16 protein-coding genes are annotated in these 20,199 nt (G+C 59.2%); 7 read left to right on the forward strand and 9 right to left on the reverse strand.

Annotated elements, in window-relative coordinates:
- The first annotated feature begins 71 nt into the window (after positions 1-71).
- Positions 72-755 (forward strand): response regulator transcription factor, encoded by a 684-nt coding sequence (locus tag ACTJK5_RS20065; protein WP_062424741.1) that lies wholly within the window; start codon positions 72-74, stop codon positions 753-755.
- 163 nt (positions 756-918) lie between these two features.
- Entirely contained in the window at positions 919-1,374 is a 456-nt protein-coding gene (locus tag ACTJK5_RS20070; RefSeq protein WP_112954473.1) for a cyclic nucleotide-binding domain-containing protein, read from the forward strand.
- 114 nt (positions 1,375-1,488) lie between these two features.
- Here ACTJK5_RS20070 and ACTJK5_RS20075 read toward each other — a convergent pair whose 3' ends face one another.
- The 6 genes from ACTJK5_RS20075 to tesB all read right to left on the reverse strand — a co-directional run bounded on the left by ACTJK5_RS20075 (position 1,489) and on the right by tesB (position 8,963).
- Positions 1,489-2,292 (reverse strand): exodeoxyribonuclease III, encoded by an 804-nt coding sequence (locus tag ACTJK5_RS20075; protein WP_112954471.1) that lies wholly within the window; start codon positions 2,290-2,292, stop codon positions 1,489-1,491.
- A gap of 153 nt (positions 2,293-2,445) precedes the next feature.
- The gene (locus tag ACTJK5_RS20080; RefSeq protein WP_062424738.1) at positions 2,446-3,171 is read right to left on the reverse strand and encodes an outer membrane lipoprotein carrier protein LolA; all 726 of its coding nucleotides are present in this window, start codon (positions 3,169-3,171) and stop codon (positions 2,446-2,448) included.
- Positions 3,172-3,287: 116 nt separating this feature from the next.
- Positions 3,288-5,918, reverse strand: coding sequence for a DNA translocase FtsK (locus tag ACTJK5_RS20085; RefSeq protein ID WP_440613083.1), 2,631 nt, complete (start codon positions 5,916-5,918; stop codon positions 3,288-3,290).
- 208 nt (positions 5,919-6,126) lie between these two features.
- Positions 6,127-7,485: an ammonium transporter gene (locus tag ACTJK5_RS20090; protein WP_130978474.1), complete on the reverse strand. Its 1,359-nt coding sequence runs from the start codon at positions 7,483-7,485 to the stop codon at positions 6,127-6,129.
- 28 nt (positions 7,486-7,513) lie between these two features.
- A complete protein-coding gene (locus ACTJK5_RS20095; protein WP_062424736.1) occupies positions 7,514-7,864 on the reverse strand; it encodes a P-II family nitrogen regulator in 351 nt (116 codons plus the stop codon).
- A gap of 214 nt (positions 7,865-8,078) precedes the next feature.
- Positions 8,079-8,963, reverse strand: coding sequence for an acyl-CoA thioesterase II (gene tesB, locus ACTJK5_RS20100; RefSeq protein ID WP_113178322.1), 885 nt, complete (start codon positions 8,961-8,963; stop codon positions 8,079-8,081).
- 92 nt (positions 8,964-9,055) lie between these two features.
- Between tesB and ACTJK5_RS20105 the strand changes: the two genes are divergently transcribed.
- The 4 genes from ACTJK5_RS20105 (at position 9,056) to fdxA (ending at position 14,618) form a co-directional block, all read left to right on the forward strand.
- Positions 9,056-10,270: a ubiquinone biosynthesis hydroxylase gene (locus ACTJK5_RS20105; protein ID WP_440613084.1), complete on the forward strand. Its 1,215-nt coding sequence runs from the start codon at positions 9,056-9,058 to the stop codon at positions 10,268-10,270.
- Between the two features lie 353 nt (positions 10,271-10,623).
- Positions 10,624-13,701, forward strand: a complete 3,078-nt coding sequence (locus ACTJK5_RS20110) for a helicase-related protein (RefSeq protein WP_440613136.1) — start codon at positions 10,624-10,626, stop codon at positions 13,699-13,701.
- 4 nt (positions 13,702-13,705) lie between these two features.
- Positions 13,706-14,122, forward strand: a complete 417-nt coding sequence (locus ACTJK5_RS20115; protein ID WP_440613085.1) for an RNA-binding S4 domain-containing protein — start codon at positions 13,706-13,708, stop codon at positions 14,120-14,122.
- A 157-nt stretch (positions 14,123-14,279) separates the two neighbouring features.
- A complete protein-coding gene (gene fdxA, locus ACTJK5_RS20120; RefSeq protein WP_062444698.1) occupies positions 14,280-14,618 on the forward strand; it encodes a ferredoxin FdxA in 339 nt (112 codons plus the stop codon).
- A gap of 83 nt (positions 14,619-14,701) precedes the next feature.
- On the opposite strand, the gene holA is transcribed toward fdxA, so the two are convergent.
- From holA to leuS, 3 genes are read right to left on the reverse strand one after another with little or no spacing between them, the layout of a single operon-like run.
- Positions 14,702-15,739 (reverse strand): DNA polymerase III subunit delta, encoded by a 1,038-nt coding sequence (holA, locus tag ACTJK5_RS20125; protein WP_062597442.1) that lies wholly within the window; start codon positions 15,737-15,739, stop codon positions 14,702-14,704.
- A 9-nt stretch (positions 15,740-15,748) separates the two neighbouring features.
- Positions 15,749-16,294: an LPS assembly lipoprotein LptE gene (locus tag ACTJK5_RS20130; RefSeq protein ID WP_062424730.1), complete on the reverse strand. Its 546-nt coding sequence runs from the start codon at positions 16,292-16,294 to the stop codon at positions 15,749-15,751.
- Positions 16,287-18,917 (reverse strand): leucine--tRNA ligase, encoded by a 2,631-nt coding sequence (leuS, locus tag ACTJK5_RS20135; RefSeq protein WP_440613086.1) that lies wholly within the window; start codon positions 18,915-18,917, stop codon positions 16,287-16,289. The genes ACTJK5_RS20130 and leuS overlap by 8 nt, the downstream gene beginning before the upstream one ends.
- A gap of 300 nt (positions 18,918-19,217) precedes the next feature.
- On the opposite strand from leuS, the gene ACTJK5_RS20140 reads away from it, so the two are divergent.
- Positions 19,218-19,877 carry a YggS family pyridoxal phosphate-dependent enzyme gene (locus tag ACTJK5_RS20140; RefSeq protein WP_440613087.1) on the forward strand — a complete coding sequence of 220 codons (660 nt, stop codon included), beginning with the start codon at positions 19,218-19,220 and terminating at the stop codon, positions 19,875-19,877.
- Positions 19,878-20,199: the final 322 nt, after the last annotated feature.

Genomic DNA, 20,199 nt, shown 5'->3' on the forward strand with positions numbered 1-20,199 from the left:
CAAGGGTTGACGCGAAGCGCGCAAACCGCTGAATTGGTTTGAAAATTAAAAGAGAAAGGCGAAGGTACTCTATGACGGCCCGTACATTGCTTCTAGTTGATGACGACGACGATCTGCGCGACACCCTTGCCGAACAACTTTCTCCCTATGAAGAGTTCTCGCTTCTGACGGGTGCGAACGCCAATGCTGCTATCCAGACGGTCAAATCCACTCAGGTCGATCTCTTGATCATGGATGTGGGTTTGCCGGACATGGACGGGCGCGAAGCGGTGAAGCTGATGCGCAAGAACGGCTTCAAGTCTCCCATCATCATGCTGACCGGTCACGACACGGATTCCGACACGATCCTTGGTCTTGAGGCCGGCGCGAACGACTATGTGACGAAACCCTTTCGCTTCGCAGTGCTGCTTGCCCGCGTCCGCGCGCAGTTGCGCCAATATGAGCAGAGCGAAGACGCGGTCTTCACCGTCGGTCCCTACCAGTTCAAGCCGAGCCAGAAGCTGTTGACGACAGAAGACGGAAAGAAGATCCGTCTGACGGAAAAGGAAGCGGCCATCATTCGCTACCTTTACCGCGCCGGCAGCGCCGTCGTCACACGTGACGTTCTGCTGGAGGAGGTCTGGGGCTACAATTCCGGCGTCACCACCCATACGCTGGAAACCCACGTCTATCGCCTTCGCCAGAAGATCGAGCGCGATCCCTCCAACGCCGAAATTCTCGTGACCGAAAACGGCGGCTACAAGATCGTCCCATAAGGGCGCTGTTTGCTGCGTCCTATTGGACGCGAGGCGCTTAAAGGGCAATTTTCTTGATCCGCTCTTGTCTTGGAGTCCGCATTGGTCGAAAACGGCTTGAACCGCGCTTCCTCAAATATGAGCGGCGCGGTATCCGACTTGCATTTCCCAGGTGGATCAGCCCATGGCGTTGAACGACGATATCAAGCTTTTCGCGCAGGTGCCGCTGTTCCAGGGCTTCAGCGAAGACCAGCTGCGCCTGATCGCCTTCGGTGCCGAGCGGCGCCGCATTGCCGCAGGGCACATGCTGTTTCGCCAGTACTCTCCCGCCGAGTGCGCCTTCGTCATCTGCAATGGACGCTTCGATCTCTGGACCGAAGAGCGTGACAGCAAAAGAGAGGTCAAGGCCACCGTCGGTGGCGGCTGTCTTCTCTCGGAACTGGCGCTCTTCACGCTCTGCGAACGCAAGTTCACCGCGGTCGCGCGCGAGGATTCCGAAGTCATCCGCATCACGCGCATCCTCTTCCATCGCATGATCGAGGAATTCCCGGATGTTGCCGCGGTCGTGTCCGAGCGCATCCGTGGCAACATCGCCGCACTTGCCACAAGTGCGGCTGCGATGCAGAACCGGTTTCTGTAACCGCTTTGCTATCAAAGCGTGTCGCGATCTTTCAGATTCGCTCCCTACGCTTTAAGTCCTTGTTTTGTCGCATGTCGTTATCGCAAAACCGCTCCACACTTTTGCGCGACATGCTTAGAACTTGAAGTGGGCCGTCACCGGAACGTGGTCGGACGGCCTGTTCCAACCGCGCGCTTCCTTAAGGATTTCGATCCGATCGAGCGAGGGACCGAGATCCTGCGATGACCAGATATGGTCCAGACGGCGGCCGCGATTGGCAGCTTCCCAATCCTTGGCGCGGTAGCTCCACCAAGTGTAGATCTTTTCCGTTTCCGGCACGTTGAGCCGCATCAGGTCGAGCCAGTTGCCGCGCTTCATCACCTCCAGCAGACCTTCTGTCTCGACAGGCGTATGGCTGACGATCTTCAGCAGTTGCTTGTGCGACCAGACGTCGTTTTCGAGCGGCGCTATGTTGAGGTCGCCAACGAGGATCGACGATGTTCCAGGTGTGGCGTCGGCGCTGAGCACCTTCATCTCCTCGACGAAATCGAGCTTGTGGCCGAATTTCGGATTGATCGACCGGTCCGGCTCGTCGCCACCTGCCGGAACATAGAAGTTATGAAGGCGGATGCGGCGACTGCCAACCTGCACCAGAGCGGAGATATGGCGGGCGTCCCCGACCTTGCAGTAATCCTGACGGTGATCTTCCGTCAGCGGCAGCTTCGAGGCGATGGCAACGCCGTGATAGCCCTTCTGTCCATGAATGATGATGTGCTCATAGCCGAGCGCCCGCAGGGGCTTCAGAGGAAACTCGCCATTCGGGCACTTGGTCTCCTGCAGGCACAGAACGTCTGGCTTGTAACGCACCAGAAACTGCTCGACGATCGGCATGCGCAGCCGCACCGAGTTGATGTTCCAGGTGGTTATCGAGAAAGTCATGCCTCACGCTCCGTCTTATGCAGCTAAAGCGCCGTGCGTCCTATTGGACGCACAAACGACGCTTTACCCTGAACTATGCATCGGGCCGATGCGGTAGAGGCAGGCTTATAACAAGAGGGCAGAAAACTGGAAACGCTTTCTGCTGTCTGGAGGTTAACCGCGCTTGCGGACCTCTTCGTAGTTGATGTTGAAGACCTTGTCGTCGAGGTTCACACCCGTCTGGACGTTGAAGATCATCACGGTCGTGTCCTTGTTCTGCGCATCCGTCGTCGTCCACTGGCGAAGATCGAAGGTTTTTGGATCGAACATGAGGGTGATCGTCGAGTCGCCGAAGATGCTCTTGTCACCGAGAACGATGGTGATCAGATCGGACTCTTCCTTGACGCTGCGAACCTTCTGATTGCTGAGGTCGATCTTATCGGCAAGAAGCAGGCTGAGCGGTGTCTTGGACAGCGGATAGATGTCCCAGGTCTTCAGCTTCATGTTGCCGATGACGACGTTGCGGCCATCCGCGATCACGCGCATGGGGGATGGGTCTTCGTAGTTGAAGCGAAGCTTGCCAGGACGCGAAATATAGAACTTGCCGCCTGTCTGTTCACCGCGCGGACCGAACTGAACGAACTCGCCCATCATCGTCTTGACCGACGAGAAGTGGTTGGCGATCTTCTGCGCCGTCACGCCGTCTCCTGCGCCCTGTGCTAAAGCTGCAATGGGCGAGAGCGCTACAGATGCGGCCGCTGCCGAAAACAGCGTCATCACGCCTCGCCGCGTCATGCTGCTCTCAAGGCCGGGATGCTGAGCGGAAACGACCGAGCGGGTATTCTTCATTCTGTTCTCCTTCATCGCATCCCATGTGCCGAAAAAACACGGCGGCTTCATGACATGGAGCGACGGCTATAACGCTGAAAGCACACGCCTGGTTGCGGCTATCGAACCTGCACGCAAGCAACTGGTATCAAAGACCAACTGGCGGTCGAGCGTTAGACGATTGTGGCTTAATCATTCTCCGTCGGCACGAGAATTTCGCGCTTTCCGGCGTGGTTTGCAGGGCCGATAATGCCCTCTTGTTCCATTCGTTCGATCAGCGATGCAGCGCGGTTATAACCGATGCCGAGCCTGCGCTGGACGTAGGAGGTCGAGGCCTTGCCATCGCGCAGAACGACGGCGACGGCCTGGTCATAAGGGTCGTCGGACTCTGCCATGTTGCCGGTGCCGGCAGGGCCGCCACCATCCTCGTCCTCATCCTCTTCGGTGACCGCTTCGAGATAATCGGGCGAGCCTTGGGTCTTGAGGTAGGAGACGATCTCTTCCACTTCATTATCCGAAACGAAGGGACCGTGGACGCGCTGGATGCGCCCGCCACCTGCCATATAGAGCATGTCGCCCATGCCGAGCAGCTGCTCCGCACCCTGTTCACCAAGGATGGTACGGCTGTCGATCTTGGAGGTAACCTGGAAGGAAATGCGCGTCGGGAAGTTCGCCTTGATCGTGCCGGTGATGACGTCGACGGACGGGCGCTGGGTGGCCATGATGACATGAATGCCGGCGGCACGTGCCATCTGCGCCAGACGCTGCACCGCGCCTTCGATATCCTTGCCGGCGACCATCATCAGGTCGGCCATTTCGTCGATGATGACGACGATATAGGGCAGCGGCTTCAGATCGAATTCTTCCGTCTCATACATGGCTTCGCCGGTCTGGCGGTCAAAGCCGGTCTGTACGGTTCTCGTCAGGACTTCGCCCTTGTCCAGCGCCTGCTGAACGCGGGTGTTGAAGCCATCGATGTTACGAACACCGATCTTCGACATCTTCTTGTAGCGCTCTTCCATCTCCCGCACGGTCCATTTCAGCGCGACGACAGCCTTCTTGGGATCGGTGACGACAGGCGAGAGCAGATGCGGAATGCCGTCATAGATCGACAGTTCGAGCATCTTCGGGTCGATCATGATCAGGCGGCACTGTTCTGGCGTCATGCGATAGACGAGCGACAGGATCATGGTGTTGATCGCGACCGACTTACCCGAGCCGGTGGTACCGGCCACGAGAAGATGCGGCATCTTGGCAAGATCGGCGATCACGGCTTCACCACCGATCGTCTTGCCGAGTGCCATCGGCAGCTTAGCCTTGCTGCTTTCAAAATCGCGAGATCCGACAAGTTCGCGCAGGAACACCGTTTCGCGCGTGCGGTTGGGAAGCTCGATACCGATGGCATTGCGGCCAGGAACGACGGCGACGCGCGCGGCAATCGCGCTCATCGAGCGGGCGATATCGTCCGCCAGACCGATAACGCGCGACGACTTGATGCCGGGCGCCGGTTCAAGCTCATAGAGCGTGACGACAGGGCCAGGACGCACATGGATGATCTCGCCCTTGACGCCGAAGTCTTCCAGCACGCCTTCAAGCCGCCGGGCATTCTGCTCCAGAACGTCCGCGTTCAGAGTATTGTCCTTGACGACATTCTTGGGCTCGGCCAGCAGATGGATCGATGGAACCTGGAAACCATCTGGCGAAATGAACGAGGTTTGCGCTTCGCGTGCAACCCGCTCGCTCGGCTTCGGCCGCGACGGTGGTGCGGTAATACGCGTCGGGCTTCCCGGTGCCGGGCGCGGAGCAAAGGGCGCATCACCGGAGAGAACACCATCGGGCAGGCTCTCTTCGTCATCGAATGGCGGCTCGTTGAGATCGTCGTTGACGGAAGGTGCCTGCCTGCGTGCACGCGCTTCTGCCCGTTCCTCGAAGGAAGGCTCTGCCCTTTCCAGACGGTTGATCGCAGTCTTTAGTCGTGACGGCTCGTTCAACGTGCCGAATTCGTAATCGTTGAAGTCGTAGGGCTGCTCGAACTCATTGGCGAGCGACTTGGGCTTCAAACCGAAGATGCGCCGAAGCCGGGCCTGGGTCGTGTACCAGTAATGGGTGAGCGCACCGAAAGCGAGGAAGTTGGCGAAGAAACCCTCGCCGTCATCCTCATCATCCTCTTCGATTTCCTGAACCTTGCGGGCCTTGCTGTTGACGGCAACCTGTGGCGCGAAGGGCTCCTCCGCATCCTGGTCGAATGCGCCGAGAAGACCTGAAGCGACCAGCATCAGCCAAGCCGCAGGCACAGCCAGGATTGCGCCCAGAACGGTCGCAGCAGTTCCAGTCGGATAGGCGCCGAGGAAGAGCGCGGGAAAGCGCAGGATCATGTCGCCGATCACGCCGCCAATGCCGTTGGGCAGCGGCCAGGTCTGCGGTGCCGGGAAACATCCAAGCGAGGCAGAGGCAATGAAGGCGCCACCAATCCAGGCCATCAGGCGGGTCGGCATGCGGGTGAGTTTGCGGCCGGAAATCAAGACGAAGGCCCAGGACAGGATGGGCAACATGGCAATCAGCGACGACAGCCCGAGAAACTGCATCATGATATCGGCGAAGATCGCGCCGCTATGTCCGAGCAGATTGGTGGGCTCGTTGGAGGTCGCGTAGGAGAGACTTGGATCGGCCACGTTCCAGGTCGCAAGTGCGGTCACGCCCAGCGCCAAGGCTGCCAGAACGGCAAAACCACACAGCGCCATGATCTGTCGCACGACGAATGCCGTCAGCACGAAGCGATTGTCGCGGCCCTCGAATGTCGGAGAATTCACTCTGCCCATATGTTGAACCTGTCGTCCTTAGTTTTTCCGGAGCTTCGTGACCGAAGCAGGGATGACAGGGCAAAATAGCGACATGGTGGTTAATGTGGCATTAACCACGGAAAAACTCGTTTACCAAGCCTGACCCACCGGAAACAAAGAAGCCCGGCGAGACGATCGCCGGGCTTCGATGATGAGGTGCGGGTGCGTAAACGGCACCGACCGATCTTTAGTTGTGGTAGGCGGCTTCGCCGTGAGATGCGAGGTCGAGACCTTCGCGTTCGGCTTCGACCGGCACACGCAGACCGACGATGATGTCGACGATCTTGTAGAGGATCGCAGAGCCGATACCCGTCCACAGGATGGTGATGACGACGGCCTGAATCTGAACCATCAACTGACCACCCATCGTCTGCTCGCCGGCATAGCCGACGCCGCCAAGCGAGGCGCTTGCGAAGATGCCGGTCGCCAGAGCGCCGAACATGCCGCCAATGCCGTGAACGCCGAAGACGTCCGCGGTGTCGTCGTAACCGAACTTGTTCTTCACCACGGAGACGAAGAAGTAGCAGAGCGGCGAAACGATCACGCCCATGACGATCGCGCCCATCGGGCCGACGATACCAGCAGCAGGCGTGATGGCAACGAGACCAGCGATCATGCCGGAAGCTGCACCCAGCATGGAAGCCTTGCCGCGTGTGAAGCTTTCAACCACGCACCAGGAGAGGATAGCGGCAGCGGTGGCGATGAAGGTGTTGACGGTTGCAAGCATTGCACCACCGGAGGCTTCCAGGTTGGAACCGGCGTTGAAGCCGAACCAGCCGACCCACAGCATGGCAGCGCCAACATAGGTCAGCGTCATGGAGTGCGGAGCCATCATGTCCTTGCCGTAGCCCGTACGCTTGCCGACCATGATCGCACCAATGAGACCGGCAACACCGGCATTGATATGAACGACCGTGCCGCCAGCGAAGTCAAGGGCGCCGAGACCGAAGAGGTAACCCTTGGCATCCCAGACCATGTGGGCAATCGGGAAGTAGACGAAGGTAACCCAAAGCAGGCAGAAGAGAACCGAAGCCGAGAACTTGATGCGTTCCGCGAAGGCGCCGATGATCAGTGCCGGCGTGATGGCCGCGAAGGTCATCTGGAACATCACGAAGATGTATTCCGGAATGACGACGCCCTGCGAGAAGGTCGCAGCGGTCGTGTCCTTGGTCACACCCGCGAGGAAGAGCTTGGCGAAACCGCCGAAGAACGGGCTTTCAGAACCACCGAAGGCGAAGGAGTAACCGTAGACAACCCAGGCAATCATGACGGTGGCGGCAATGACCGTGCACTGCATCAGAACCGACAGCATGTTCTTGGCGCGAACGAGACCGCCGTAGAACAGGCCAAGACCCGGAACGGCCATGAAGAGGACCAGGATGGTAGACAGGAACATGAAGGCAGTGTCGCCCTTGTCCGGAACGGCGGCAACGGCGGCTGCTGCTGCGGGGGCAGCAGCGTCCTGAGCAAAGGATATGACCGGCGCCAGAAGGGCTGCCGCACCGGCGCCCAAGGCGCTGAGTGTGGAAATTTTCTTGAAGTTCATAATCTGAGGACTCCCCTGTCAGCCGAGCTTAAAGCGCTTCTGTGTTCGTTTCGCCGGTGCGGATGCGCACTGCCTGTTCAATCGAGTAGACGAAAATCTTGCCGTCGCCGATCTGCCCCGTCTTGGCAGCGGATGCGATTGCATCGACTGCCTTTTCCACCACGTCGGACGCCACCGCGATCTCGATCTTCAGCTTCGGAAGAAAGCTGACCGCATATTCGGTACCGCGATAAATCTCGGTATGTCCCTTCTGACGTCCGTAACCCTTCACTTCGGTTACGGTCAGGCCCTGAATGCCGAGCGCGGTGAGAGCCTCGCGCACCTCATCCAGCTTGAACGGCTTGATAATGGCCATCACAATTTTCATCTGGTTTCCCATCCTTTGTTTGTGCTCGGCATGGAGCCGACTCTCCTTGCCGCTGGCAGATCAGTAACAGCGACTGACACTCTATATTCAAAGGGCGTGCCAGTTTTGGCAGGCAGGGAATAAGTTATTGAAAAGTAACGACTATAAAAGATAAGGCGGCAAAACGGGCAATTGTTCGCGCTTTAGGCGAACAATTTATGGGCGATTTTTAAAAAATGATCGTTTTTTAGTCATTTGCCCGTTTGCGAATCAGGCCCTCTTGCGCCATCGAGGCGATAAGCACGCCATCGCGGGTAAACAGGTTGCCTCTGGTCAATCCGCGGGCACCGGATGCACTGGGGCTGTCCTGCGTGTAGAGCAGCCAGTCTTCCAACTTGCACGGGCGATGAAACCACATGGCGTGATCGAGACTCGCCACCTGGATGGTCGGATCGAAGATGGTCGTTCCGTGGGCATAGAGTGATGTATCGAGCAGCGTCATGTCGGAAAGATAGGCGAGAACCGCTGCCTGATAGTGCCTGTCATCCGGCACGGCACCGACGGCGCGCACCCAGATATCCTGCTTCGGCTCCAGCTTTTCACGCGAGATATAATGCGTGAGCGAGACAGGGCGGATTTCGATTGGCCGCTTGTTCTCCCAGTACTTGCGGATCGCGGGTGGCGCATTGGCAAGAAATGCCTCCTGCAACTGCGCCTCGCTCATCAGGCTTTCAGGCTGCGGCACGTTCGGGATCGGGCTCTGGTGATCGAAGCCGCCCTCCTCGATCTGGAACGATGCCGACATGGCAAAGATCGCATGACCGTGCTGGATGGCAACGATGCGCCGTGTGGCGAAGCTTGCACCGTCACGAATGCGATCGACCTGGTAGATGATCGGCACGAGGGGATCGCCCGGCCGCATGAAATAGGCGTGGAGCGAATGGATAAAACGGTCCGCATCCACCGTTCGCTGTGCCGCCATCAGTGCCTGCGCAATGACCTGACCACCGAAGACGCGCTGCCATCCAACCTGTGGGCTGGTGCCGCGGAAGAGATTTTCTTCAAGCTTTTCAAGATCAAGCGTGGCGAGAAGATTTTCCATCGGACTTGATGACTGAGAAGGATGCGACATTTCGGCATGCTCCGGCTGTATGAAGACGTGATGGGATGGTCTATAATGGCAGAAGAATATGCACAAGAACGCAAGGCGCAGGAGAAGACGCAATGCTTGATGTCGTGATTGCCGGGGGCGGATATGTGGGCTTAAGCGTTGCCGTCGCCATCAAGCAGGCAGCGCCGCATCTTGGTGTGCAGGTCATCGAAGCCGCACCGGAAGACGTCTGGAAGAAGGACGTCCGCGCCTCCGCGATCATCGCCGCCGCTAGCCGCATGCTGGATGTCTTCGGCATCTGGCAGGAGTTGGAGCCGGAAGCCCAGCCGATCAACAGGATGATCGTGACGGATTCGCGCACGGCCGATCCTGTTCGCCCGGTCTTCCTCACCTTCGACGGCGACGTGGCGGAAGGCCAGCCCTTTGCGCATATGGTCCCGAATGTCGCGATGGTCGGCGCTTTGCGGGGAGTGTGCGAGCGGCTCGGTATCGAAATCCGCCATGGGCTCAGCGTCACCGGTTTTTCCGCCGGTCCGCAAAGCAACCAGATTTCGCTCTCCGACGGCTCCTCGCTGGAAACGCGTCTGCTGGTCGCCTGCGACGGTGTGAAATCGGCGCTGCGCGACATGGCCGGCATCAAGACTGTTCATTGGGCTTACGATCAGTCGGGCATCGTCACGACTGTGGAGCATGAGCGCCCGCATAATGGCTGCGCGGAAGAACACTTTTTGCCCTCCGGTCCCTTTGCCATCTTGCCACTCAAGGGCAACCGCTCGTCGCTGGTGTGGACGGAGCGCACGGCAGATGCCGATAGCCTCGTCGCGTCCGACGATCTCATCTTCGAAGAAGAGCTCGAGCGTCGCTTCGGTCACAAGCTTGGGCCCATTCGCCCCGTCGGTCCGCGCCGCGCCTTCCCGCTTGGCCTCACGCTTGCCCGCGCTTTCGTCGCGCCACGCATCGCGCTTGCCGGTGACGCCGCGCACGGCATTCACCCCATCTCTGGACAGGGCCTCAATCTCGGCTTCAAGGATGTGGCGGCACTGGCCGAGACCGTCGTCGAGGCCGATCGCATCGGGCTCGATATCGGCTCACTCAACGTGCTGGAGCGCTACCAGTCCTGGCGCCGCTTCGATACGGTGCGCATGGGTGTGACCACCGATGTTTTGAACCGTCTGTTCTCCAATGATGTCGGACCAATCCGCGTTGCCCGCGATTTTGGACTGGGCCTGGTTGATCGTATCCCCGCATTGAAATCCTACTTCATCGGCCAGGCCGCCGGAACGGCGGACCGCAATGGACCAAGATTGCTGGCGGGACAACCTCTGTAGCCGGCATCGTCCTTTAGCATCATCTGATTCAGCATCTGGTGGCTTTCGGTGAAGCGGAAGCCACATCTTGCCGTGAACAAAGGCTGAATCTGGCGGAGTCAGCGATTCGTCTCTGATTCGTTCTCAACCTGTTCCGAATCTTGCGCCTTTGGCGTTTCTCAGCAAAAAAGCGGTTTTGGCGTGTCAAATTAGCTGTCAATTCAAGGGCGACGCCGATGATAACCGCTTTCGTCCTTGCGTTTGGCCTTGCTGATTGCCATGTGTGGGAAGACTGAAATGCGGGCGCCCTCACGCCGTGTCCGAAGAGTAGCAGCATCGTCGTTTTCGCGGATAGTACGTTGAATTTTCGCCCCATGATCTTGAGCGGCCGCGGTGTAACGGCCGTTCTTGGACCGACAAATACCGGCAAAACCCATTATGCCATCGAGAGAATGGTGGCGCATGGAAGTGGTGTCATCGGCCTTCCGCTGCGCCTTCTGGCACGCGAGGTCTATACCCGACTGGTGGAAAAGGTCGGCGCCAACAACGTTGCGCTGATCACCGGCGAAGAGAAGATTTCCCCACCACGCGCCAAATATTCCGTCTGCACCGTGGAGGCGATGCCACGCGAAACCAATGCCGCCTTTGTCGCCATCGACGAAGTCCAGCTCGCGGGCGACCTGGAACGCGGCCATATCTTCACCGACCGCATTCTGAATCTGCGCGGCAAGGAAGAAACGCTGCTTCTGGGTGCCGGAACCATGCGGCCGATTCTCGAAAAGCTGCTGCCCGGCATCGTTATGGTCGAGCGCCCTCGCCTCTCGCAACTCTTCTATGCGGGATCGAAGAAGATAACCCGCCTGCCCCAGCGCACGGCGATCGTTGCGTTCTCGGCCGATGAAGTCTACGCAATCGCCGAACTGGTGCGCCGCCAGCGCGGTGGCGCTGCGGTCGTTCTCGGTGCGCTATCGCCCCGCACTCGCAACGCGCAGGTTGGGCTCTACCAGAACGGCGACGTGGAATATCTGGTGGCGACCGATGCCATCGGCATGGGTCTGAACCTCGATGTCGACCACGTCGCATTTGCCCAGGATCGCAAGTTCGACGGCTATCAGTTCCGCAATCTCAACCCGGCTGAAATGGGCCAGATCGCCGGTCGTGCCGGACGGCATCTGCGCGACGGCACCTTTGGCGTGACGGGTCGCGTCGATCCCCTGGACGATGAGTTGGTGGAACGAATCGAATCACACGAGTTCGATCCGGTCAAAGTGCTGCAATGGCGCACGAAGAACTTCGATTTCTCGTCCATCAGAAATCTCCAGGCGAGCCTCGATGCGGCACCCACGGTGCAGGGTCTGTCGCGCGCCTTGCCTGCCATCGATCAGCAGGCACTCGAATATCTCGGGCGCTACCCGGAGATCATCGACGTCACGACCACTGCGGAGCGCGTCGAAAGATTGTGGGAAGCCTGCGCTTTGCCGGATTATCGCCGCATCGCGCCTGCACAACATGCCGATCTGATCTCGACTCTCTATTTCGATCTCGTCAAACGCGGTACGGTCAACGAGAATTTCATGGCCGAACAGGTACGCCGCGCCGACCGGACGGATGGTGAAATCGACACGCTCTCCGCCAGGATTGCGCAGATCAGAACATGGACGTATGTATCCAACCGCCCAGGATGGCTTGCCGATCCGACACACTGGCAAGAAAAGACACGGGAAATCGAAGATCGATTGTCCGATGCTCTACATGAAAGGTTGACGAAACGCTTTGTTGATCGCAGGACATCTGTGCTCATGAGGCGCCTAAGAGAGAATGCGATGCTTGAAGCTGAAATCAGTGTGAATGGTGATGTCTTCGTAGAAGGACATCATGTCGGTCAATTGGCGGGATTCCGGTTCACCCCGGTTTCGGGAACCGAAGGTCCAGATGCCAAGGCCGTCCAGGCGGCAGCGCAAAAGGCGCTCGCATTGGAGTATGAGGCGCGCGCCGCCCGTCTCCATGCCAGTGGTAATGGCGATCTGGCGATGAGCTCGGACGGTCTCGTCCGCTGGCTCGGTGAGCCCGTGGCGCGTCTGGCAGCCGGCGACAACATCATGAAGCCGCGCGTCATCCTTCTGGCCGACGAGCAGCTGAGCGGCAATGCGCGTGACCACGCGCTCGCCCGCATCGAGCGCTTCGTCAATCACCAGATCGCAACGGTTCTGAAGCCGCTCGACGATATTTCGCGCGCCGAAGATCTGCAGGGTCTCGCCAAGGGTCTGGCTTTCCAGCTGGTTGAAAATCTCGGCATCCTGTTCCGCCGCGATGTCGCCGATGAGGTCAAGACGCTGGATCAGGACGCTCGCGCCTCAATGCGTCGTTACGGCATCCGTTTTGGCGCCTACCACGTCTTCCTGCCAGCACTTCTCAAGCCGGCGCCTGCCGAGCTTGTGACGCTGCTCTGGGCCCTGAAGAATGACGGCCTTGGCAAGCCGGGCTATGGCGATCTCATCCCGGTTCTGGCTGCCGGCCGTACCTCGGTCGTCACCGATCCCGGTTTTGAGCGCATGTTCTACAAGCTTGCCGGCTTCCGTTTCCTTGGCAAGCGCGCTGTGCGCATCGATATTCTCGAGCGTCTGGCCGACCTCATCCGTCCGCTGCTGCAGTGGAAGCCAGGCCAGCAGCCGCGCCCTGAGGGTGCCTATGACGGTCGCCGCTTCACCACCACGACGGCGATGCTGTCGATCCTGGGTGCGACGCTGGACGACATGGAAGAAATCCTCAAGGGTCTCGGCTACCGCGCCGACCAGGTCTCTGCAGAAGAAGCCGCAACCTTCCTCGCCGCCCAGAGCGGTGGTGCTGCGAAGGCAGACGCTACGGAAGCGGCACCCGCTGAAGAGGCTGCAAGTGACGATGCCGACGCTTCCGATGCATCCGAACAGGAAGCTTCTGCCGAAGCTGCGACCGAAACGCCAGCAGAGGTGAGGGCTGAAGAGCCGAAGTCCGAGGAAGCCACGGCTGAGCAAGCAAAGTCTGAAGAGGCAGTGGCGGAAAACGCGGAGCCGAAGCCGGTTCTCCTGTGGCGCCCCGGTGGCCGCAACGACAACCAGCGCAGCGACAACCGCCGTCCGGGCAATCGCAATGCCGGCAACCGTGGTGAAGGCGAGCGTCGCGAAGGCGGCGAAGGTCGTCCCGGCAACCGCCAGAACGCCAATCGCGACGGCAACCGTGAGGGTGATCGCAAGCGCGAAGGCGGACGTCCTGACAACAAGGCACGCGGCAACAACAACCGTGGCGATCGTCCCGATCGTGGCGAGCGCAAGGACCGTCCGGAGCGCAATGATCGCGGCGGCAAGCCGCAGGGTCAGCAGCGTTTCGAGGCCAAGCCGCCGCGCAAGGAAAAGCCGATGGATCCGGATTCGCCTTTCGCCAAGCTCGCTGCTCTCAAGGAGCAGCTGAAGAAGTAAGCCTATGGGTGCTAAGGAACAGCCACTGGAAGCCGGGCGTCAGCGCCTCGACAAGTGGCTGTTCTTCGCCCGTATGGCAAAATCCCGCTCGATAGCCCAGAGCTACATCCAGTCGGGCAATATCAAGGTCAACGGCGCGCCCGTGCGCCAATCCAGCCACATGGTGAAAACCGGTGACAGGCTGGAGATCGCAATCGAGCGAATGGACCGTATTCTCATCGTCAAGGCACCCGGCGAGCGCCGCGGGCCTTACGAAGAGGCAAAACTTCTCTATGACGATCAGACCCCGCTCCGCGAACCCAAGGATCGCATGACCCTGCTTGAGCAGGCGGTGCGCCTGCCAGGCAGCGGCCGCCCGACCAAGAAGGAACGCCGGGCGCTGGACAGGTTCATCTCCGATGCCGAGAACCCAGAGGATTAGAATAAACGACTACGTCGTCGCCTTTTTTCAGCATCCTTTGTCCTTGCCATCTTGTCATAAAGGCATTACCTCACTTGCGAAAATGCCCTGTCTGAATTCCGGGCGAAGGCTTGTGTTTGAAAGCCACCAACCCGGCCTGCATATTCTGGAGTTCTTCATGACGTATGTCGTGACCGACAATTGCATTCGCTGCAAATACACCGACTGTGTCGAAGTCTGCCCCGTGGATTGCTTCTACGAAGGCGAAAACTTCCTCGCCATCAATCCCGACGAATGCATCGATTGCGGCGTGTGCGAGCCGGAATGTCCCGCCGAGGCGATCAAGCCGGATACCGAGCCGGGCCTCGACAAGTGGCTGAAGATCAATGCCGAATACGCTGCCATCTGGCCGAATATTACCGTCAAGCGCGATCCGCTTCCGGAAGCCAAGGAGATGGACGGCGTCGAAGGCAAGCTCGACCTCTATTTCTCCGCCGAGCCCGGCAAGGGCGACTGAACAGCTCGCCGCTTCGAGATTTTAAAAAGCCTCCCGGCATTCGCCGTGGAGGCTTTTTCATGCCTATCCATCGATGGAATGACTCAGCTGCCCCTGCCCGCCTGCAGTGTGGTGGCAAGCAGCGTCAGAAGTGCCACGCTTTCCTCCAGGCTTTGGCGCTGGCGGCTCTGCAGGATGGCCGCCTGCAAGCGGTTCATCTCTCTCGCGATCGCCGCTGGCTGCCATGTCCGCAGCGCGCGCTCAATCACCGGCTTGCGACGAAAATGAATGCCACGGCCCAATGTCTGCATCACTTGGCCGGCCTGCAGCTTCTTCTCATCCATTTCGGCCCGCATCTGGTCGAGCAGCTGAAACTGGCGGAGGCACCCTTGCAGCACCAGGAAGATCGGCGTCTTTGACGAAATGATCTTCTGCGTGGCATGGAAGAAGCCATTGCGGTCGCCCTTCAGGATCGCATCGACGGCGTCGTCGGCAGAAACGGCGCTGGCATCACCGATAATCGCGGCGACATCGTCTTCCTCGATCACATCCCGGCCGCGGCAGTAGAGAGCCAGCTTCTTCACCTCGTTGCGCGAGGCAATACGATCGCCACCGAGCGATTCGATCAGTCGCTGGCGCGCAGCCGGCGTGATTCTCAAGTTCTCATCAGCAAGCTCATGGTCGATCAGCGTGTTCAGCGATCTCGCATCATCCGCATAACAGGGGATGGCAGCAATGGACCTGGACGGCTCGGCGATCTTGCGCAGGCCGGTGCCCTTTTTCAGATCGCCCGCCTCGATGATGAGAAAGCTGGTTTCCGGCGGACTATCAGCCAGCACCTGAAGCGCATCGACCAGCGGCTTCTCATTGGCCGCACCCTTGACCCAGACGAGCTTTTCGCCACCGAAGAGGCCGATGGCATTCACCTCGTCCAGAAGCCGTCCAGGGTCGCCCTGAAGGTCGGTAACGGCAAGTTTCAGCGAAGCGAAGGCATCATTGGGGTCGATACCGGTCTTTGCAGCAATCACCGATGCACGTTCCGAGACCAGCCCGCGATCCGGCCCATAGAGAACGAAAATGCGAAAACGCTCCGCCGGATTGTCGGCGAAGCGCTCGAATTCATGGGACTTGATTTCCGTCATGATCGCAGCTTATCGGCTGAGCGTGGCGGCGATGTCCGTGCGGATGATCTCTGCCAGCTCACGCGCCGCGCGGTTTTCACCATCACGGACCGCACGGATCTTGGCAAATTCCTGCTGCGGCAGGTCGAGCATGGCGGTGACAGTACGCTTGGCCGACCGCAACACCTGTCCATCGGACATGCGCGTCAGCACATATTGGCCGGTCATCGTCACGCGGCCCGGATAAGGACCGTCATAGTTGCTCTTGCCGACCGACAGGCTGGTGTCGTTCGTCACCTCGGTGGAGCTTGCACTGGACGTGACGACCAGCTTGACCTGGTAATCCGTTTTGGTAGGCGCACCCTCGCCACCATAGGCGAGGAAGATAAGGTGGTTGCGGACCTCTTGCGTGATACGGTCGCCAGCGGACGAAAAGCTTACGGAAGCGAGCTTCTCACGCGTCCCGGATTCCACGCTGTAGAGCGGGCGAACCTGGCAGCCTGCAAGCGCACCGGACAAAACGACGACAGACACTGCGGCTGCTATGCGGCCCCATCTGGAATAGGCATCAAACAACAATGTTCACGATCCTTTGTGGAACCACGATGATCTTCTTCGGCTCTGAACCGGCGAGTGCCGCCTTGACGGCATCCAGTTCCAGCACGGCGGCGCGGACGGTATCTTGATCCGCATCGCGGGCGATTGTCAATTCGCCACGCTTCTTGCCGTTGATCTGGATCGGCAGAACAACCTCGTTCTCTTCAACGAGCGCAGGCACAAAAATCGGCCATGCCGCCTGCGCAACCAGACCGGAATTGCCAAGCACCTTCCAGCATTCCTCCGCCAGATGCGGCGTCATCGGAGCAATCATCCGGATGAGGATTTCAACCGCATCGCGCGCCGCAGCCTTTACCTCATTGTCCTTGTTGCCGTTGGCAACCTCAGACAGCGGGCCGGCCAGCGTGTTGACCAGTTCGTAGATACGGGCGATCGCCTTGTTGAAGGCAAGCTTGTCCAGATCGTCCTGAACGGCCTTCAGCGTCTTGTGAGCAGCCTTGGACATCGCCAGGCCCTCGCCCGCCGTCGCCGGTGCCGCATTGACAGCCTTCAGTTCGTCAGCGGCTTCGCCGATGATGCGCCAGACGCGCTGAACAAAACGATGCGCGCCTTCGACACCAGCTTCCGACCAGATCACGTCGCGATCCGGTGGACTATCAGACAGCACGAAGAAGCGCGCGGTATCGGCGCCGTAAGAGGCGATGATATCGTCGGGATCCACCACGTTCTTTTTCGACTTCGACATCTTCTCGATGGAGCCGATGGCAACCTCTTCGCCGCTTTCCAGCATGTAGGCGCGGCGTTTGCCGTCCACTTCCTCTATGCGGATATCGGAGGGCACGATCCACTGGCCATTCTGGCCTTCGCCCAGGCGATAGGTCTCATGCACCACCATGCCCTGGGTGAACAATCCCTTGAAGGGCTCCTTCACGTCCACATGGCCGGTTTCCTTCATCGCGCGGGTGAAGAAGCGCGAATAGAGAAGATGCAGGATCGCATGCTCGATGCCGCCAATATACTGATCGACCGGCAGCCAGCGATTGGCGACCTTTGGATCGGTCGGTTGATCTTCCCAGGGTGCGGTAAAGCGGGTGAAGTACCAGCTGGAATCGACGAAGGTATCCATCGTGTCGGTTTCGCGCCGCGCATCGTGACCGCATTGCGGACAGGCGACATGACGCCAGGTCGGATGACGATCGAGCGGGTTGCCAGGCACATCGAAAGTGACGTCATCGGGCAGCTTGACCGGCAGGTCCTTCTTGGGAACGGGAACGACGCCGCAGACTTCGCAATGGATGACCGGGATCGGGCAGCCCCAATAGCGCTGACGGGAAATGCCCCAGTCACGCAGGCGGAAATTAACCTTGCGCTCGGCCTGCGGGGCATTGCCCAGAACCTGCTGCGACAGCTTCGTTACGACGGCCTCGAAAGCGTCCGTGGTCTTCATGCCGTCCAGGAAGCGGGAATTGATCATCACCCCGTCATCGACATAGGCGGTATCGCCAACCGTGAAGCTCGCCGCATCGCCATCTTCCGGCATGACGACCGGAACGACCGGCAGGCCATATTTGCGGGCAAAGTCCAGGTCGCGCTGGTCGCCCGAAGGGCAACCGAAGATCGCGCCGGTGCCGTAATCCATCAGCACGAAGTTTGCGATGTAGACCGGCAGTTCCCAGGACGGATCCAGCGGATGGACGACCTTGACGCCGGTATCCATGCCGCGCTTTTCAGCCGTTTCCAGCGCAGCCAGAGACGTGCCCTGACGACGGCACTCGTCGCAGAACTCGGCAATCTCGGCATTCTTTTCAGCCAAAGCTCTCGCCAGTGGATGATCGGCGGCAATCGCCAGGAAGGAAGCGCCAAACAGCGTGTCCGGACGCGTCGTGTAAATCGTGATGTCGTCGATACCTTCAGGCGCCGTTGCGGCCACTGTCTGCCAGCGCAGTGACAGGCCTTCCGACTTGCCGATCCAGTTCTTCTGCATCAGCCGGACCTTCTCCGGCCACTGATCCAACTCGTCCAGCGAGTCCAGCAGATCCTGGCTGAAATCAGTGATGCGGAAGAACCATTGCGTCAGCTCGCGCTGCTCGACCAGCGCGCCGGAGCGCCAGCCGCGACCGTCGATCACCTGCTCATTGGCCAGAACCGTATGATCGACCGGGTCCCAGTTGACCTTGGACTGCTTGCGGTAGACCAAGCCCTTCTGCATGAAGTCGATGAACAGCGACTGCTGACGGTGGTAGTAATCCACGTCGCAGGTCGCAAATTCGCGGCTCCAGTCCAGCGACAGTCCCATGGACTTCAACTGGCCACGCATGGTGGCGATGTTCTGGTAGGTCCAGTCCTTCGGGTGAACCTTGTTCTGCATGGCGGCGTTCTCCGCCGGCATGCCGAAGGCATCCCATCCCATGGGATGCAGCACGTTATAGCCGCGCGCGCGCTTGTAGCGGGCAACCACATCGCCCATCGCATAGTTGCGAACATGGCCCATATGAATGCGACCGGATGGGTACGGGAACATCTCAAGGACGTAATATTTCTCACGGCTGTCGCTATTGTCTGTGACGAAGACCTTGTCTTCGTTCCATTGCTGCTGCCAGCGCGGCTCGGCGTCGCGAGGATTATAACGTTCGATGGCCATACTTCTAAAATCCGGGTATCGAGGGGGTAATGCGCGGTGACCTTCACCATGAAACGACCGATGCGTCAAGTTTTGCAGGGCGTTAGGGGGCGCAAACTTGGAATACAGCGCTTAAATGGTGACAATCATGCTTGGCATCAAGCGCCACCCGCTTTAGAGCGCCGTGCGTCCTATTGGACGCACAAAGGACGCTCTATCTTCTTTGATCTACGCATCGTGCTTTCCGAAAATCGATTTCGATTTTCGGGCCGATGCTGTAGGACGAGCAGATCATCGTTTGAGATAGAACAGAGGCCTCCCATGGACATCGAATCCCGTCTTGCCGACATCAAAGAGCGGATTGCCACCACCGCCGAAAAGGCAGGAAGAAAGGCCGCCGATGTCACTCTGGTAGCCGTGTCGAAAACCTTCGATGGTGACGCCATTCAGCCGGTCATCGATTGCGGCCAGCGCGTCTTTGGCGAAAACCGCGTCCAGGAAGCGCAGGGCAAATGGCCGGCACTGAAGGAGAAGACACCAGATATCGAGCTTCATCTGATCGGCCCGCTGCAATCCAATAAGGCAGCCGACGCCGTGGCACTGTTCGACGTGATCGAAAGCGTCGATCGCGAGAAGATCGCTCGCGCGCTTGCAGACGAATGCGGCAAGCAGGGCAAGGCGCTTCGCCTTTATGTGCAGGTCAATACCGGGCTGGAGCCGCAAAAGGCAGGGCTCGATCCGCGTGAGACCGCAGCCTTCGTCAAGCTCTGCCGCGACGAGCTGAAGCTGACCGTTGAAGGCCTGATGTGCATTCCGCCAGCCGACGAAAATCCCGGTCCGCATTTTGCGCTGCTGGCAAAGCTCGCCAGGGAATGCGGCGTGGAGAAGCTCTCCATGGGCATGTCCGGCGATTTCGAGACGGCAATCGAATTCGGCGCCACCAGCGTGCGCGTCGGCTCGGCTCTTTTTGGCGCACGCTGATAAGGCCTTCGTTTCCTGCGATTTGACCTCCTTCTGGGTACCCAGAGGTGGCGCCCGTGAAGCCGAGCAAGCGCGATCACATAGCTGCGCAGATAGACCTGTATCTCCAACAGGTCGCAAGGCCTGCGCAAAAGCGGCAAGAGCCGAACGACCGGCGTTACGATCGCGAGATCGAACGATCAATACGCACCACTAAGCCGCAGGATCTAGATGCTCTTTTAAACGGGCAGGATGATTTGTAACGCGTGGGTTATCGCTGCGACAAGACGTTGATTGCGTGCCGCTTTTGTGGTCAGCGTGACCTACGGTCGAGGGCAGGCGA

This window comes from Agrobacterium sp. 22094 (genome assembly GCF_052046015.1).
In the GTDB taxonomy this organism is placed as follows: domain Bacteria; phylum Pseudomonadota; class Alphaproteobacteria; order Rhizobiales; family Rhizobiaceae; genus Agrobacterium; species Agrobacterium cavarae.